The sequence below is a fragment of the Jejudonia soesokkakensis genome, from assembly GCF_042664795.1.
GTDB lineage: Bacteria > Bacteroidota > Bacteroidia > Flavobacteriales > Flavobacteriaceae > Jejudonia > Jejudonia soesokkakensis.
The window spans coordinates 155,168-171,230 of record NZ_JBHTBN010000004.1 but is presented as its reverse complement, the minus strand read 5'-3'; the positions used below and the strand labels follow the sequence as shown (position 1 = coordinate 171,230).

Annotated in this window: 14 protein-coding genes and 2 tRNA genes; 9 read left to right on the top strand and 7 right to left on the bottom strand. The window is 34.9% G+C overall.

Annotated elements, in window-relative coordinates; all coding sequences use genetic code 11:
- Nucleotides 1-63: 63 nt before the first annotated feature.
- The 3 genes from ACFQO1_RS09315 to ACFQO1_RS09305 all read left to right on the top strand — a co-directional run bounded on the left by ACFQO1_RS09315 (nucleotide 64) and on the right by ACFQO1_RS09305 (nucleotide 3,399).
- On the top strand, nucleotides 64-1,287 hold the full coding sequence (locus ACFQO1_RS09315; protein ID WP_380217751.1) for a metallophosphoesterase: 1,224 nt from the start codon (nucleotides 64-66) through the stop codon (nucleotides 1,285-1,287).
- Nucleotides 1,288-1,351: 64 nt separating this feature from the next.
- Nucleotides 1,352-1,648, top strand: a complete 297-nt coding sequence (locus ACFQO1_RS09310) for a thioredoxin family protein (RefSeq protein ID WP_380217750.1) — start codon at nucleotides 1,352-1,354, stop codon at nucleotides 1,646-1,648.
- A 245-nt stretch (nucleotides 1,649-1,893) separates the two neighbouring features.
- A complete protein-coding gene (locus ACFQO1_RS09305; RefSeq protein WP_380217749.1) occupies nucleotides 1,894-3,399 on the top strand; it encodes a hypothetical protein in 1,506 nt (501 codons plus the stop codon).
- Here ACFQO1_RS09305 and ACFQO1_RS09300 read toward each other — a convergent pair.
- Both ACFQO1_RS09300 and ACFQO1_RS09295 read right to left on the bottom strand, forming a co-directional pair.
- Nucleotides 3,396-3,977 (bottom strand): polysaccharide deacetylase family protein, encoded by a 582-nt coding sequence (locus tag ACFQO1_RS09300; RefSeq protein ID WP_380217748.1) that lies wholly within the window; start codon nucleotides 3,975-3,977, stop codon nucleotides 3,396-3,398. The two genes, ACFQO1_RS09305 and ACFQO1_RS09300, sit on opposite strands and share 4 nt — an antisense overlap.
- Nucleotides 3,978-4,000: 23 nt before the next feature.
- Complete coding sequence (locus tag ACFQO1_RS09295; RefSeq protein ID WP_380217747.1) at nucleotides 4,001-7,321, bottom strand: glycosyltransferase family 117 protein; 3,321 nt, start codon at nucleotides 7,319-7,321, stop codon at nucleotides 4,001-4,003.
- Between the two features lie 224 nt (nucleotides 7,322-7,545).
- On the opposite strand from ACFQO1_RS09295, the gene ACFQO1_RS09290 reads away from it, so the two are divergent.
- A tRNA-Gln gene (locus ACFQO1_RS09290) sits at nucleotides 7,546-7,616 on the top strand.
- A 66-nt stretch (nucleotides 7,617-7,682) separates the two neighbouring features.
- On the opposite strand, the gene ACFQO1_RS09285 is transcribed toward ACFQO1_RS09290, so the two are convergent.
- Both ACFQO1_RS09285 and ACFQO1_RS09280 read right to left on the bottom strand, forming a co-directional pair.
- Nucleotides 7,683-7,934: a SemiSWEET family sugar transporter gene (locus tag ACFQO1_RS09285; protein ID WP_380217862.1), complete on the bottom strand. Its 252-nt coding sequence runs from the start codon at nucleotides 7,932-7,934 to the stop codon at nucleotides 7,683-7,685.
- A gap of 18 nt (nucleotides 7,935-7,952) precedes the next feature.
- Nucleotides 7,953-8,105 (bottom strand): YqaE/Pmp3 family membrane protein, encoded by a 153-nt coding sequence (locus ACFQO1_RS09280; protein ID WP_380217746.1) that lies wholly within the window; start codon nucleotides 8,103-8,105, stop codon nucleotides 7,953-7,955.
- Nucleotides 8,106-8,271: 166 nt separating this feature from the next.
- On the opposite strand from ACFQO1_RS09280, the gene ACFQO1_RS09275 reads away from it, so the two are divergent.
- Both ACFQO1_RS09275 and ACFQO1_RS09270 read left to right on the top strand, forming a co-directional pair.
- Nucleotides 8,272-8,796, top strand: coding sequence for a DUF421 domain-containing protein (locus ACFQO1_RS09275; RefSeq protein WP_380217744.1), 525 nt, complete (start codon nucleotides 8,272-8,274; stop codon nucleotides 8,794-8,796).
- A 25-nt stretch (nucleotides 8,797-8,821) separates the two neighbouring features.
- Complete coding sequence (locus tag ACFQO1_RS09270) at nucleotides 8,822-10,528, top strand: FAD/NAD(P)-binding protein (RefSeq protein ID WP_380217743.1); 1,707 nt, start codon at nucleotides 8,822-8,824, stop codon at nucleotides 10,526-10,528.
- 234 nt (nucleotides 10,529-10,762) lie between these two features.
- Here ACFQO1_RS09270 and ACFQO1_RS09265 read toward each other — a convergent pair.
- The 3 genes from ACFQO1_RS09265 to ACFQO1_RS09255 all read right to left on the bottom strand — a co-directional run bounded on the left by ACFQO1_RS09265 (nucleotide 10,763) and on the right by ACFQO1_RS09255 (nucleotide 12,739).
- Nucleotides 10,763-10,850: transfer RNA gene (locus tag ACFQO1_RS09265), tRNA-Ser, on the bottom strand.
- Nucleotides 10,851-10,918: 68 nt separating this feature from the next.
- The gene (locus tag ACFQO1_RS09260; protein ID WP_380217742.1) at nucleotides 10,919-11,947 is read right to left on the bottom strand and encodes an asparaginase; all 1,029 of its coding nucleotides are present in this window, start codon (nucleotides 11,945-11,947) and stop codon (nucleotides 10,919-10,921) included.
- 27 nt (nucleotides 11,948-11,974) lie between these two features.
- Nucleotides 11,975-12,739, bottom strand: coding sequence for a TatD family hydrolase (locus ACFQO1_RS09255; protein ID WP_380217740.1), 765 nt, complete (start codon nucleotides 12,737-12,739; stop codon nucleotides 11,975-11,977).
- A 42-nt stretch (nucleotides 12,740-12,781) separates the two neighbouring features.
- On the opposite strand from ACFQO1_RS09255, the gene ACFQO1_RS09250 reads away from it, so the two are divergent.
- From ACFQO1_RS09250 to ACFQO1_RS09240, 3 genes are all read left to right on the top strand, one after another.
- A complete protein-coding gene (locus ACFQO1_RS09250) occupies nucleotides 12,782-13,219 on the top strand; it encodes a retropepsin-like aspartic protease family protein (protein ID WP_380217739.1) in 438 nt (145 codons plus the stop codon).
- 74 nt (nucleotides 13,220-13,293) lie between these two features.
- Nucleotides 13,294-15,300: a tetratricopeptide repeat-containing sensor histidine kinase gene (locus ACFQO1_RS09245; protein ID WP_380217738.1), complete on the top strand. Its 2,007-nt coding sequence runs from the start codon at nucleotides 13,294-13,296 to the stop codon at nucleotides 15,298-15,300.
- Nucleotides 15,297-15,929: a response regulator gene (locus ACFQO1_RS09240; protein ID WP_380217737.1), complete on the top strand. Its 633-nt coding sequence runs from the start codon at nucleotides 15,297-15,299 to the stop codon at nucleotides 15,927-15,929. The genes ACFQO1_RS09245 and ACFQO1_RS09240 overlap by 4 nt, the downstream gene beginning before the upstream one ends.
- Nucleotides 15,930-16,063: the final 134 nt, after the last annotated feature.

Sequence of the window (16,063 nt, the reverse complement as noted above, 5' to 3'; positions counted from 1 at the left end):
AAGAAACAGAATGAGTTTTTAAAAGGGAAGTATCTTTGAATTTTTCAAACTTTTCTGCAAGACATGCGCTGGATCATTTTTATTGGTATTTACATTCTTATTGACATTTATGCGTTTCAAGCCATAAAGACTGTCACAAAAAATAATTGGTTTCATATTGCCTATGTTGTTGCCTCACTACTTGTATTAGGATTATTAATCTATGCATTAGCTTCAGGACAGGCTAGAACTAGTCCCAAAATGGCTTATATCTTCGGAATATTTCTTGCTTTTTTTGTTCCGAAACTATTACTTATCATCTTTATGTTTGGAGAAGATATTGTACGCCTCTTTGTTGGATTATTTTCAAAGATTGGCGGTGGAAACGAATCTGAATTTTACCTTCCCTCACGGCGAAAATTTGTGAGTACTCTTGCTTTGGGCATTGCTGCTATTCCTTTTGTAGGTCTTCTCTACGGAATGATCCAAGGAAAATACAATTACAAAGTTTTAAAATACGCATTGGAGTTTGAGGACCTCCCTGAAGCCTTTGACGGGTTTACACTTACTCAAATAAGCGATGTCCATAGCGGAAGCTTTGATAATGCCAAAAAAGTTGCTTATGCCGTAAATCTAGTGAATGAACAAGAGAGTGATATTATTCTTTTTACAGGAGATCTCGTAAATAATGTAGCTAACGAAATGACTCCCTGGAAAGATGTATTTGGGAGTTTAAAAGCTACTAAAGGGGTTTATTCCGTTTTAGGGAATCACGACTACGGGGATTATGTTTCATGGAATTCTAAGGAAGAACAGGCGCAGAATCTTTCAGAATTAAAAAATCTTCAAAAAGAAATGGGATGGGATTTATTACTGAATGAAAACCGTACCATTGAAAAAAATGGCGAAACAATAAAACTTATTGGTGTGGAAAACTGGGGTGCTGGCGGATTTAAAAAAGCAGGAGACCTAGAAAAAGCTTGTGAAGGATGTAGAGAAGAAGAATTTAAAATATTAATGAGCCACGATCCTTCCCACTGGCAAGAACAGGTAAAACAACATCCAAAAAACATTCAGTTGACCTTAAGCGGCCACACTCATGGTATGCAGTTTGGGATTGAAATTCCGGGTTGGTTTAAATGGAGTCCTGTAAAGTATCGCTATGAGAACTGGGCTGGAATCTATAAAGAGTTTGGAAGGTATATAAATGTGAACCGTGGTTTTGGGTATTTAGGATATCCTGGACGTGTGGGTATCTGGCCTGAAGTTACGGTCATTACCCTAAAGAAAAAGCGGGAATCCGCATGATAGTTGTTATTTACCCATAAATGTTATATTTGTACTACTAATTTGTTTGGAAAAGGAAACGCAAATGTCAAAATTTGGAGAATTAATCGAAACCAAAGTACCTGTTCTGTTAGACTTTTATACAGAGTGGGATGATGCCTGTAAGAACATGCATCCTGTACTTAGGGATGTTGCTGCAGCTTTAGGAGATAAGGCCAGAGTAATTAAAATTGATGTTGAAAAAAATACCGAACTTGCCGAGGCTTTGCGTGTTAAAGGATTACCAACATTGATGATCTACAAAAATGGCGAAATGAAGTGGCGTCAAAGCGGAGAACAAGATGCAAACACACTTATTGGTCTTGTAAAAGAATACGTGTAATACTAAAAGTAACACATATCTTATAAAATTTGTAACATAAAAGCTTCTGTTTTACAAATGACACTACTAAATAGAAACTATATTTTTTCAACTAAAAAGGTAACTACCTATCATACATTACGTTAGACTACAACATTTCATTTTTTCTTACATTTTATGTTTTTTGTTAAAAATTATCGTTAAAACGTTTTATTTTCTCGATTAAATACACTTATATTACACCGTAATTTAATCGACATAATAACATGAATGTATTTAATCCCCAAAAAACTTACCTAGCTCTTTTTTTTCTGTGTATTAGCTTTCAACTCTCTATCGCTCAAGTTGGTATTGGAAACACAGATCCTGACCCTTCTTCAGTTCTGGATGTAAGATCAAGCACTCAAGGATTGTTAGCCCCACGGATGACTACAACCGAAAGACTTGCGATTTCTTCACCAGCCAATAGCCTTTTAGTGTATGACACAACCGAAAAGAGTTTCTATTTCTATGACCTCACCAACACTTCTTGGATAAAATTAAATAATGGAGCAACAGACAAGCGAAATAACTACAAATTAGTTAAGTCTGCAGCCGATTTGGCTCCAGAATTAACTGCAGGTGGTGGTTCCAAGTATTTACTAACGTCTAATACCTATTACGAAATAAATGGAGTCATTGTATTAACAGCTCCTATAGACTTGAATAATGCGTATGTTTCTGGATTAGATGCTAATGAGGACATTCTTTTTCGTTCATCAGGTAATGTATTTGCAGGAAGTACTGGTGGTAGCATAAGAAACGTAACTATAACAGGTGGAGGAACTGTTTTTGCGATTAACGGTCCGGGAATGGCTACAAGTTCTACTCTGTTACTTCAAAACACCATCATTGCTAGCATGGCAAGTGTTGGATCCATATCAAATATTGGATTGTTTTTTGGAAATATTGTGAATTACGATTCCAATACAACAGGAATCACATACAATAATATTGGCAATTTACTACTAAATAATCAGGGATGGTTTGACACTAATAATGGAACATTTGAAACGTTGACAGGAACCTTTGGTTTAGTGGAAAAAGTAAGTGGATTTAGTACTGTAAACGGATCTGATGTGGCCTTTAATGTGAGTTCTAGCCCAGTTGTAGGGAACGGAGTTCTTAACGGAACTGTTTTTTCAGGTACTACAACAGCGCCTTCAGGATTTGTCAATAGATATGGGACAGGATCTTACTCTGGGTTTAACTTTAATAATAACTGGACCGTCAATGCTCCAGGAATTCCGAGAGAATCTAATGATGTTGCCACAGGTAATATAAATTTAACTGCTACGATATCAAGTCCAGCAAACACTACATTTACAGGAACAGGAACAACCAGTAGACGAAAGTTAAACGGAACTACAACTTCTACGAATCTATTTAGATTTGAAAGAAGTGGAAATAATAAACTTATCTATAGGGGAAATAAAAATAGGTTCTTTCAAGTAAATGCATCGCTTTCGTTTTCAACAAGTTTTCCTTCGGGCACTCCATTAGTAACTACTTACGTTCTATATATAGCAAAAGGAAGTGGTGCAGGGACAGCTTCAGTTATTCCAGAGACTAAGGTTTATGGAAGGCTTACTACCAGTACGAGTGAAGTTATAGCAGTTCCTATTGTAGGAACTATCGAGTTAAACACAGGTGATTTTATTGAGGTTTGGGCAGAAAGAGAAAGTGGGAATGGAAATATTGAAAGTGCTTCCTTAAATGTAACTATTAATTAAATACAATTACTAAAAAAGATATTTAAAACCTTCGGTAATACATATCGAAGGTTTTTTTCTGCTTTTACGCTATCGTGAAAGACAACAATACTTCCATTTTCAATGTTGTTTAAAACATTGTGAAGGCATTTTTCTTCGGAAACACTTGCTTCGAAATCATAGGACAAAACATCCCACATAATAATTCTATACCCTTTTTTCTTAAGCTGCTTTGCCTGATTTGAAGTTATTCTTCCATATGGTGGCCTAAACAACTTTGAGTCGATATATTCTGCTGCTTTTGAAACGTCTTCAATGTATGTTGAAGTATTCGTTTTCCAGCCATTCAGATGGTGAAAGGTATGATTTCCTACTGAATGCCCTTCAGCTATAATTCTATTATATATTTCAGGATGCTTTTGTACGTTTTCGCCAATACAAAAAAAAGTGGCTTTTGCATTATATTCTTTCAGCAGATCCAATACCCAAGGGGTAACTTCTGGGATAGGCCCATCATCAAACGTGAGATAAATCTTAGGTTCTGAACGAGAAAATGCCCAAATTCGCTTTGGATACATCCATCGCATAACTTTAGGCATTTTAACTAGTAAAGGTTTCAAAATTACTGTTCAGTATTAACCTTCTCTATGTTGAGTTGCTCATTTTTCATCGCTTCCATAATGGCTGAATCGATAGGAATTTCCAATTCTGTTTCTTCTGGGATCTCTTGGTCCATATCTACTTTTTCATCTTCGGTATAAAAATGACGGAACTTTCGCAAGTACTCATTAAATGTTTCTGCTTCCTTACGCGCATACGCTTCGTCGTCCATGATAACCAAAACATCTACTATCCCACGGTATTTTTCCATGGTGCTGATAATCTCATCGGCAATCTGGTATTGTTTCCGTAGTTTCATCCCACTGTAATACACTAAATATTCTTGATATTTTTTAGCAACTTCCTGAAATAAAGCTCTCGCTTTTTCAGGTTTTTCAACTTCAAAATATCCTAACACATACGGTTCTAACAATGAATAATAATTAAAATATTCGACAGGCATTTTATCCATGGCCAGATCAAGTACTTCTTCGGCTTTTTCCATTTTACCTTCATTGATCAATTGTTCTGCAAGACGTGCCAAATTGCTTCGATAAGTGATCGAATTTTTACGAGTTTCCACGTCGTGATATATGTCTGGGCTATTGCTATTTCCCCAGTCCCAACTCATCACAATGTCGTACATTTTTTCAGAATCAATCCTACCCATATCAAACGGACTTCGACCTTTGTTAGAGGTTAATATAGGCACTAATTTATATACAACTCCATCCAACTGAAGGTAATCTTTCATCCAAATATAATCGTCATCCCCAAAGGCACCACCGCTAAAATATATAGGGCGCTCCCAGTTGTTATTGGCAATTACATCCAGCATCATCATTCGGTTTTTATAGAGTACGTCACCCTTCAATTCAATATCGATATACGGTACAATTTTATCTGCATCTTCAGGTTTTACGATCCCGTTTGCTAGCACAGCTTCTTTATCGACCGGAACTCGAATTACTTTGGATGGAAACGTATTTGCAAACTGTCCACTTTGCAGTTCCACTTTCGTCACAGGGCTATCGTTCGCCACAAAATCCATCCAAGTATTTATATCTATCGTGTCTTGTTTTGTTTGCTGAAAGAACAAGAAGTCCCTAGATCCAAAGGTATATTTATCATGTGTTAATTGCGACGGAATGGGAGCGCTTTCAAAGGCTTGTTTTTTCATATCATCAATATACCAGTCTGTCTGAAACAAACTCGTATTTACAATACGCACATCTCTGCGATACCCCTCAATATTCTGGTTGTACCATAGCATAAAGGTGTCATTATCGCCAATTGTGAATAATATCGCATTTTCATCGACCGAATCCAGATACATTTTACCCATAGCATTCGCCGTATACTTGTTGGAACGGTCATGATCATCCCAATTTTGATACGCCATTAAAACAGGAGCTGCTAGAAGTGTTGCACCTAAAACGACAGGTATTGCTATTTTAGGTTTTATATACTCATTGAGCATTTCAAATAAAGCATAGACCCCAAATCCAATCCAAATCGCAAACACGTAAAAAGAACCTACGAGCGCATAGTCACGCTCACGGGGTTCAAAAGGACGTTCATTTAAATAAATTTTGAGGGCAATTCCGGTAAATAAGAAAAAAACCAACAATACCCAGAATTTTTTCTTATTATTCATTAAAAGAAAAACGATTCCTAATACGCCCAAAATAAGAGGAAGTAAATAATACGTATTTCGAGCTTTATTATTTTTAACATCACTTGGAAGGTTGTCTTGTGACCCTAACCTAAGCTCATCCAAAAAGGTAATTCCACTTAACCAGTTTCCGTGAAGGTCTGTATATTCACCTTGAATATCGTCTTGACGACCTGCAAAATTCCACATAAAATAACGCCAGTACATATAGCCAAACTGAAACTCGAACATAAATTTCATATTCTGACCAAAAGATGGTTTTTCTATATCAAGGAAAGGTCCAAAATCTTTTAAGAAGCTATTATAACCTTCTCCATCGACCAACCCTTCATTGTAAGCTTCCTTAAATTTTGTAACTTCCTGAAGCAATCGGGGTTCATCTCTATATTCTCGTTTAATGGCAAAATCAAGTCCGCCAGCAAACTCAATATAATTTGCATTATGCTCTACGCTCCACATTCGTGGGAGGAATCCTTTTTGAGCATCATCTGTATTCTGACTTGCATTTTTGTATTCGTTTACAATGATATATTTACCCGTTTCCTCATCTTTTTCGTATTTTGGTTTATCATCCTTGTAAGGATTTACTGGGTCGAGACCTGCATACGTTTCAGTAAATAAAGGCCCGTAAAATAAATGGGTTTCTGGGTATTGTTCACGGTTGTAATAGGCGAGCAATTCTCTGGCATTATTTGGATTATTTTCATTGATCACGACACCCGCATTTGCACGAATTGGGAGCATTAACCAACTTGAAAATCCAATAAAGATAAACAACACACAAAGGAGCAATGTATTAAAGGTCGCATAGCCTTTGTTACGAGTGTATTTGAGTCCGAAGTAAAATAATGCAGCAAAGACTAGCCCAGCAATGATGGTTCCAGAGTTAAATGGAAGCCCAATGGTATTAATAAAAAATAATTCTGAAGCACTAAAAAGCTTCATAGTAACCGGAAGTAATAATTTGAAAATAAATAATAAAATGGCTACCACCACCACATTAGCGACGATAAAGTTTTTGACTGTAACTTTTTTATAGTTTTTAAAGTAGTATAAGAAGCCCATCGCAGGAATAGTCAATAATCCCATAAAGTGAACTCCAAAAGAAAGCCCTATGACAAATGCAATAAGAATCATCCAACGGTCACCACGGGGAGTCCCCATTTCACGTTCCCACCGCAACGCACAGTAGAATAAAATGGACATGATACAGGCAGCAGCGGCATACACTTCGGCTTCAACAGCATTATACCAAAAACTATCACTAAAAGTAAAGGCCAAAGCTCCAACAGCAGCACTTCCCAGAATTGCTAAAGAATGATTTCTGTCAAGCTCATATTTTTTTGATACCACATTTCGCAATAAAATAGTAAGGGACCAAAACATAAAAAGGATAGTAAACGCACTTGCGAAAACCGACATCAGGTTGATGGTTAGTGCAATGTTAGAGGGATCCATTGCAAAAATTGAAAAGAATGCTCCTAACAACTGATATAATGGTGCTCCAGGCGGATGTCCTACTTCCAGATTACTAGCAGTGGTAATGTATTCGCCAGCATCCCAGAAACTAGCTGTAGGCTCTACAGTAAGCCAATACGTTACTAGGGCGATGGCAAAAACTACCCATCCAAGTATATTATTCCATTTGCTGAAGTTGAAATCCTTCATAGTTGCTTCTTTAAGTTTGTGGCGAATTTACTAATAAAATAGATAGTTAAGGTGCTAAAAAATAGCTAACGTCTGTGTATTCAAAATCGTATGTAAATTGTATGGATATCGTCGTAAATTTTACGGAAATATTTTTGTGTAACAAAAACTTTGTTATAAATTTGCATCCTCTTACGCTCAAAAGGTGTACGAGGCACTTAAAAATACAATTTTTAAGTTTCTATTGTCCCATGGTGTAATGGTAACACTCCGGTTTTTGGTACCGTCATTCTAGGTTCGAGTCCTAGTGGGACAACAAAAAATCCAGCCAATTAGGCTGGATTTTTTGATTCATACTATGTCAGATTACGTAAATAGCGTATTAATCATCAAGTTCTAATTTATAGACAATAAATAACATATAACTATTTAAAAGAAATGCAATTGCATTAGTGATGATAATTGGGAAATCACTTTTAAGAATTCCATATACTGTCCACAAAAAAACCCCGATCATTATAACTACGAGCATACCTTTGGAAACATCTCCCGTTTTTTGAGTTTTATGCGCTTTATAAATTTGAGGAATAATTCCGCACATAGTTAGTATTCCAGCGATTATCCCTAGAATCATCTCCATAACTCAAATAATTCAATCATTTACTATAAAAGCATGTATAACTCCTGGAACCCACCCTATTATCGTTAACAAAAGATTTATTAAAAAAACTTTTCCTAATCCATGTTTTAAAAAAACGGCTAGGGGTGGCAATACTAAATTTAAAATAATAGTTACAAGTGACATTTGTTTCAATTTGTTTATGGGTGGCGTATAGTATAAATAACTATTAAATCGATAAATTCAAATAGCTACAATTACTAATTTAGTGATAAAAGTAGACTTTTTAATGTCTCTATGGCATATTTTAATTAATTCTGACTTACTATTGTTATAAATTAAATAGAAAAATATGGAAAATTGGCTAAATGCAGCTCCAGTGTTGTTGATAAAAATGCTTATCACTGTTATTTTAATATTTACAATTATCATCGTTATAACTCGTATATCAGGCTTACGAAGTTTTGCTAAAATTTCAAGTTTTGATTTTGCGTCTACTATTGCTATAGGCTCTATTATAGCTACAATTATTTTAAATCCAGATCAATCTTTACTAAAAGGTGGTTTGGCTTTAGGAGGAATACTATTGTTCCAAACAGTATTTGCTTTTTGTGTTCGTAAATCTAAGTTCTTTAAAAAAATAGCAACCAACAAACCTATGCTTATCATGGAAAATGGGGAAATTCTATTTGATAACTTACATAAAACCAACTTGAGTGAAGAAGACTTAATTGCCAAACTACGAGAGGCCAATGTTATAGATTTTGGTCAAGTTTTAGCTGTAGTGTTGGAATCAACTGGTGACGTTTCAGTATTACATACAGCCACCGACAAAAAGCTTATGGATAAAATGCTTCAGGGCGTAAGAAGAAAATAGCTTAAAATTTATAATTTATCTGTAAATGAAATTAGGTATTATCGGATTTGGACCTAGAGGTTTATATAGTTTAGAAAGACTAATATTTTCTTCAGTGAAAGAAAATAAATTTAATAATCTATATATAACAATTTTTGAATCTGGTGATCATCTTGGTGTCGGCAAAGCTTGGGAGCTAAACCAATCAAATACTAATTGGATCAACATCTCAGATCATGCTTTGCAAAACTTGAAGGGCAGAGCCTCTATAAAATATACTGATGTTACAATTCCTTTGTTTCCAAGCTACAGCAAATGGTGTATTAATAATCATTTACTCATAAATATAGATGCAGATAAGGATGTGTATCCGCCTCGTTCACAAATGGGAAGATATTTAAATGAAAGAGCCACTTCAATCATAAAACCACTTTTAAAAACTAGAAGATTAGATCTTGTCAAAACTAGGGTTAAAAATATTGAATATTTAGCAAGTGGTTTGACAGTGACGGACTATAAAAAAGGTCAATGGAAATTTGATGAATGTTTAGTAACTATTGGTCACCAACCAACTAAGTTGACAAATGATGAAAAGAATAACATCCATCATTCAAAAGCCAATGACTGCACCTATATACATTCTCCTTATAAAATTGATATTACTCATGAGGTTAAAGGCTCTAGTAATATTGCCATTCTTGGGTATGGTTTAACCATGATAGATATCACTAGAATACTACTTTCTAAAGTTAAAGGTAGATTTAGTAAAAGAAATGAAAGTTATCTATTAGAATATAGTCTTGAAGAAACATGTAATTTAAAAATTATTCCTTATAGCCTCGATGGTTTGCCTTGTGTACCCAAACCATACGGAAGAAAAGTTGATAACAACTTTGAACCATCAACTGTTCAGAAAAATCAGTTTGAATTAGAATTAAATGATACCTTAGGAACTAAAGATAACATAGATTCATCAGAATTTCTATTAAATTCTTTTTCAAAAATAGCTGCAACTATTTTTTTGAATGATGAAAATTTATTTTGCAAAACTTCATTGACACATGAAAACATAAGAAGTCTTACAAAGCAATGGCTAAAAGATACAGAAACCAAGCATCATCTTATACTTAATATTAATTTACCACCAAGGGATTATATGGTTGCTTGCGTTGAAATGGCGAAAGGTATTCGCAAATTTACATTAGATTTTACCATTGGACAGATTTGGAGACAACTTCAACCATTAATGTATCGAATTTTTGCCTATTCAAAATTATCTGATAAAATTATGAAAGAAATTATTGATATTGACGAACGAACAAAACGTTACTCTTATGGCCCACCTGTAGAAAGCATTTTACAACTTATCGCCTTGAATGACTGTAATATTTTAGATCTCTCCTTTGTCAAAGATCCTTCTATAACTCAAAATAAAAAAGGGTGGGAACTTTTAAAAAACGGTAAGAGAATAGAATGTTCAGCACTCATTAATACGGTCCTAGAGGCTCCAGCGATTAAAGAAATAAACTCAGATATTATTAAAGGATTGCGAAAGCAGAAATTAATTGAAGAAGTAGCTGATGGGTTAGGTGCTAAAACACAGCCAAATGGGCTCTTAAAAAATAAAAAATCATATAACATCTCTTTATTAGGAAGAAATGCCAAAGGGAATGTACTAGGCACAGACGCAATCTTAGAATGCTTTAGTCCAGAAATTGAAGATTGGGCACAGGCATTAGTATCTAGAACTTAATGTATTTTAAATAAATCTCAAAAGCACTTTTAAAATTAAAACTAAAAACACAAAAGTAGGCTTGGATATTTTGGCTTTAGGTTATTCATTCAGAGAGGAAGGGATTACGTCACGAAGCTCGGTGATCCCTAATAGGTATGCTAGAAATACAAATTGCTTCACAATTTATAGTTATTCGCCTAAAAATCTACTGGAACAAGCTCCGATAAATTTTTTAGCTCTCAACTACATTCGCAGAGAGGAAGGGATTCGAACCCTCGATACGCTTGTGGCGTATACACACTTTCCAGGCGTGCGCCTTCGACCACTCGGCCACCTCTCTAAAGTCCTACAAAATTGCAGGATGCAAATATCTGCAATTTTAAAGATACAAACAATGCTTTTTGCCTATTAAACCATTTCACCTCTTAATGAAGTTTCAAAAATAGTTTTAAAACTATTTCGCGATACCTTTTGCCCTAAGAGATACATGAGTTTTGCCAGTGCAGCTTCAGTTGTACAGTCCTTTCCGGAGATTACCCCAATCTTTTTTAACCCGACACTGGTTTCGTATAAGCCCATAGCAACACTTCCGCCAGAACATTGCGTTACGTTAATCACAGGAATTCCTTTTTGTATAGTTTCTTTCAGAAGCTGTAAAAACCATGTTTCATTGGTGACGTTTCCACTACCGTAAGTTTCTAAAACAACACCTTTTAACTGCGGAAAAGCAAGCAAATGGCTTACCGTTTTTTCATTAATACCAGGAAACATCTTCAGCAATAAAATATCTGAAACCATTTTTTTATGGACCTTTAATTTTTTTCGCCTATTAGCTACATACAACGCATCATTATTTACCGCTAGATGCACGCCGCTTTTTACTAAGGGTGGATAATTAAGCGACGCAAATGCTTCAAAATGTTCTGCATTGATCTTTGTGGTTCGATTAGCACGATAGAGTTTATATTCAAAGTACAGCCCAACTTCAGTCACCTTAGCCCTCCCTTTTTCCTGAAGCGCAGCAATTTGTATGGAGGTAATTAAATTTTCTTTAGCATCGGTGCGAAGATCTCCAATGGGAAGTTGGCTTCCGGTAAATATTACAGGTTTTGCAAGGTTCTCCAACATAAAACTCATGGCAGACGCTGTATAAGACATCGTATCACTGCCATGCAGAATCACAAATCCGTCATACGTTGCATATTTGTTTTCAATAATCGAGACCAATTCTACCCAATAGTCTGGGTTCATATTTGAACTGTCAATGGGTTTTTTGAGGCTGGTCGTTGCAATTTCACAATCCAGCAGTTTTAATTCTGGAATATGCTTCAAAAGATCGTTAAAGTTAAAATTGCGCAAGGCACCTGTTTCAAAATCTTTGATCATACCAATGGTTCCACCGGTATAAATCAATAATATTTTTATGGGATGACTCATTCTAATTTTTTCTGAAAATCGGTTTATTTAAACGCCAAACACTTCTTTTGAGTTTTGCGTGGTTCTTTTTGCAATTTCTTCTTCGGAAACTTTATACACCTGAGCCACTTTTTTACAGACTAGCGAAAGGTAACTACTCTCATTGCGCTTACCGCGAAACGGAACAGGCGAAAGATAAGGAGAATCTGTTTCCAGCACAATGTGTTTTAAGTCTATTTGATGAAGGAACTGATCAATCTTTCCATTTTTAAACGTAACTACCCCGCCAATTCCCAGTTTCATATTAAAAGAAATTGCCCGCTGGGCTTGTTCAAAGGTTCCTGTAAAACAATGAAATATTCCGAAGAGATCCTCACCTTTTTCAGTTTCCAAAACTTCAAAAATTTCATCAAATGCTTCTCTACAATGAATCACGATAGGCAATTTGTATTTTTTTGCCAGTCGAATTTGAGATCGAAATGCCTCTTTTTGTATTTCAAGTGTAGACTGATCCCAATAAAGGTCAATCCCTATTTCACCTATTGCATAAAAAGACCTTTTTTTTAGTTGCGCTTCTACATGTAAAAGTTCTTCCTTATAATTCGATTTTACTGAAGTAGGGTGCAAACCCATCATTAAAAAAACACTTTTAGGATATGCACGTTCTAAATCATACATAGCTTCTGTAGTTTCACTATCGATAGCAGGAATAAAAAAACGTGTAATATTTAGTTCCATTGCCCGTTGCATAATAGCATCTCTGTCTTTGGCAAAAGCGTCACTGTATAAATGGGTGTGAGTATCTGTTAACATGAAGACAAAGGTATCTATTTTGTTGTCTATCTTTACAAAAAGATGAAACAACTACGTACATTGCTGGAAGAAAAAGGGTTTTATAGAATTCCTTTAAAAAAATTGGCCACTGGGCATTATAAACTTATTGCGAAAATTAATGGTAAAAAAGGGGCGTTTATTTTAGACACTGGAGCTTCTACAAGCTGTATTGGCATGGAGCATATTGCTTATTTTAAATTATTTAATGAAGAAAGTGAAACTAAAGCTGCTGGTGCAGGAGCCATTAACATGACGACAGAGATAGCTCGTAAAAACAACATTGGTATTGCAAAATGGAAGCGAAAAAACATAACATTTGTTCTTTTTGATCTTTCTCATGTCAATGAAGCTTTAAGACAAGCCGATGAAGAACCCGTACATGGAATTTTAGGGGCCGATTTGCTTAAAAAGGGAAGAGCTGTAATTGACTATGGACGCAATGTCTGTTATATTTTATAGCTGTTTTGCCCCTATTGTAAGAAAAAAATCATTAATTTTAAGTACACCCTAATCAAACCTTAAATCGCAAACTGTTGAAACAGTACCTGTTTTATTTATTTATTTTTTGCATCCCCTTTTCTCTCTTAGGGCAAGACCTAGATTATTATCTCGACCTTGCTGAAAAAGCTAAAACCCCTGCCGAAAAACTTACTGCGATCGATTCTGTATTGCGAAAATCATTCAGAAAAAATGATAGTATTTTTATCGCCAAGAGTTTTGAGTTCATTGATATTGCAAAAGAAATTGACAGTATTAATCAGGCTGCAAAAAAGGCGATGAACCTTCAGTCCATTTTAACCTTTTCTAAAAACGACCCTAAACTCGCAATTCGTGTTATTGACGGTGTCCTTGCGCATAAATATAAAATTAATGATTCGTTTTTAAGAGGAGGACTTTATTTAAAAAGAGGACGCGCTAACGAAAGGGTAGATCCGGCAGAAGCTATAGAAGATTTTAACACAGCGATTGAAAACTTCTCTGCAAAAGATTCTGTTTATGTAGCAGATGCCTATTTATTTAGTGGAAGAATATATTCTAACATGGGGAAATTTGTTCCTGCTGGTGAGAACTATGAAAAAGCATATACCTATTTTGAAAATCTAAAAGATTACGAATATATGCTGTATGCTAAACAAGGCATTGTAACCATGTTTAGTATGAATGGCTTTTATGAAAAAGCAAAAGAGGAACGGGAGGATCTAATTGACCAAATCATTAAATATGATAAAAAAGCTGAACTGGTATTAGAGCATTACAATCAGGCGTATGATTACAAACGTCAGGGACTGTACCAAAAACAGTTAGAAGAATTGTTGAAAGCTGAAGAATATTTGCCATTTGCGAGAGACAATAAAGCCTATCAGATGATGGTGTATAGTGCACTATCTGAATATTATAGTGAAAACAACAACCTTGCTGAAGCTCAAAAATACAATGATATCATCGACATGTTGTTTGAGGATTTAAAAGGCAATTCTTATGCCGAATCAAATTATTATACCGCTAAGTCTACCTATTTTTTAGAAACAGGGAAATTTAAACAAGCATTATCCTATGCACAATTGAAACTTGAAAATGCAAATGCTTTAGATTTTGATGAAGAGATTATGTTCTCCCATTTACTGCTTTCAAAGATTTACCGGAAGATGGGTAATTATAAGTTAGGATTGCAAAATCAGGAACAATATACTGCCATTAAAGATTCTCTTTATAATGCAAACACAGCAAACTCTCTAGCGTATTATCAGACATTGTATGAAACCGAAAAAAAAGAGAAAGAGTTGGCGGCAACCAATTCTAATATTGCGTTACTCGAAAAAGATTCATCTTCATTTAAAAAGTTAGCCTATACGGTAAGTCTTGTAGCCTTGTTAAGTTTTGGTCTTATTCTATTATATCGCAACCAACGTAATTTAAAAAACAACAAGCTTCTTCAGGAGAAATTTAGTCAGAAATTATTGATCTCTCAAGAAGAGGAACGTAAACGTATTTCAAAAGATCTTCATGATGGTTTGGGACAGAGCTTATTACTTATTAAAAATAAGATCATACAACAAGGAGATCCAGCTACAAAAAAAATGGTAGATCATGCCATAGAGGAAGTGCGAACAATATCGAGAGACCTACATCCTTTTCAATTGCAGGAGATGGGAATTACCCGTGCTATTGAACACACACTTAACCAGATTGATGAAAACACAACGGTTTTTATTTCTTCAGAAATTGAGAATATTGACAATCTCTTTACACCAGAGCAAGAGGTAAACATCTATCGTATTGTTCAAGAAAGTCTTAATAATATTATTAAGCATGCTCATGCCGAAGCGAGTCGTGTTTCGGTCAAGAAACTAGCAGATGAAGTGATTATTTTAGTAAAGGATAACGGAAGGGGATTTGATTTTACACAGAAATTTCAGGACGCAAAGTCACTAGGTCTAAAAACACTTCTTGAAAGAACCAAAGTTTTAAACGGACAAATGAAAGTTCAATCTAAAATAGATACTGGTACTTCTATTGAATTTCAATTTCCGCTACAATGACAAAGCAATCTATTATCATAGCAGATGATCACCCGTTACTTTTAAAAGGGCTTAATGACTTTTTAGTAGAACGAAATTATAATATCATTGGAAGTGCTATCAACGGGAGAGAGGCTTATAATTTAATTGCAAAAGAAGAACCTGAGATAGCCATCCTGGATATACAAATGCCTTTCTTATCGGGTCTTGAAATTGCTAAAAAATGCAAGTACAATAACCTTTCTACAAAAATTGTATTGATCACGCTTCATAAGGAAAAAGAGTTGTATGAACAGGCTCAAAACCTTAATATCTTTGGATATATCCTAAAAGAATTTGCATTGGAAGAAATAGAAAACTGTATTAAAAAAGTTTCAAAAGGAAAACCTTTCTTCAGCAAAAAGATTAAAAATTCTATCTTAAAGACCAACGGAGATAATAAAGCTTTGGAGGTATTAACACCTTCAGAAAAGAAAATATTGAAATTAATTGCACAGGATAAGACCAACAAAGAGATTGCTTCTCTCCTTTTTATATCGTATCGAACCGTCGAAAAACACAGAAGCAATATTATTATAAAACTACAACTGGAGCCTAAAACTAATAGTTTGCTTAGTTGGGCAAAAGAAAATCACGAGCATCTCTTGTAGTAAATTTTAACATTTCTCTTTTAAAAAATACGTATTTCTACGTATTTGATTTCTATCATATTCGCTGCATCTTTACATGGTGAGGATTTAACTACTAATTGTTACCATACACAAAGATGACAGAAACACCTTTG

Coding starts and splice junctions, on each gene's coding strand:
- ACFQO1_RS09315 (WP_380217751.1), top strand. CDS start 64: ATGCGCTGGATCATTTTTATTGGTATTTACATTCTTATTGACATTTAT.
- ACFQO1_RS09310 (WP_380217750.1), top strand. CDS start 1,352: ATGTCAAAATTTGGAGAATTAATCGAAACCAAAGTACCTGTTCTGTTA.
- ACFQO1_RS09305 (WP_380217749.1), top strand. CDS start 1,894: ATGAATGTATTTAATCCCCAAAAAACTTACCTAGCTCTTTTTTTTCTG.
- ACFQO1_RS09300 (WP_380217748.1), bottom strand. CDS start 3,977: ATGCCTAAAGTTATGCGATGGATGTATCCAAAGCGAATTTGGGCATTT.
- ACFQO1_RS09295 (WP_380217747.1), bottom strand. CDS start 7,321: ATGAAGGATTTCAACTTCAGCAAATGGAATAATATACTTGGATGGGTA.
- ACFQO1_RS09285 (WP_380217862.1), bottom strand. CDS start 7,934: ATGATTCTAGGGATAATCGCTGGAATACTAACTATGTGCGGAATTATT.
- ACFQO1_RS09280 (WP_380217746.1), bottom strand. CDS start 8,105: ATGTCACTTGTAACTATTATTTTAAATTTAGTATTGCCACCCCTAGCC.
- ACFQO1_RS09275 (WP_380217744.1), top strand. CDS start 8,272: ATGGAAAATTGGCTAAATGCAGCTCCAGTGTTGTTGATAAAAATGCTT.
- ACFQO1_RS09270 (WP_380217743.1), top strand. CDS start 8,822: ATGAAATTAGGTATTATCGGATTTGGACCTAGAGGTTTATATAGTTTA.
- ACFQO1_RS09260 (WP_380217742.1), bottom strand. CDS start 11,947: ATGAGTCATCCCATAAAAATATTATTGATTTATACCGGTGGAACCATT.
- ACFQO1_RS09255 (WP_380217740.1), bottom strand. CDS start 12,739: ATGTTAACAGATACTCACACCCATTTATACAGTGACGCTTTTGCCAAA.
- ACFQO1_RS09250 (WP_380217739.1), top strand. CDS start 12,782: ATGAAACAACTACGTACATTGCTGGAAGAAAAAGGGTTTTATAGAATT.
- ACFQO1_RS09240 (WP_380217737.1), top strand. CDS start 15,297: ATGACAAAGCAATCTATTATCATAGCAGATGATCACCCGTTACTTTTA.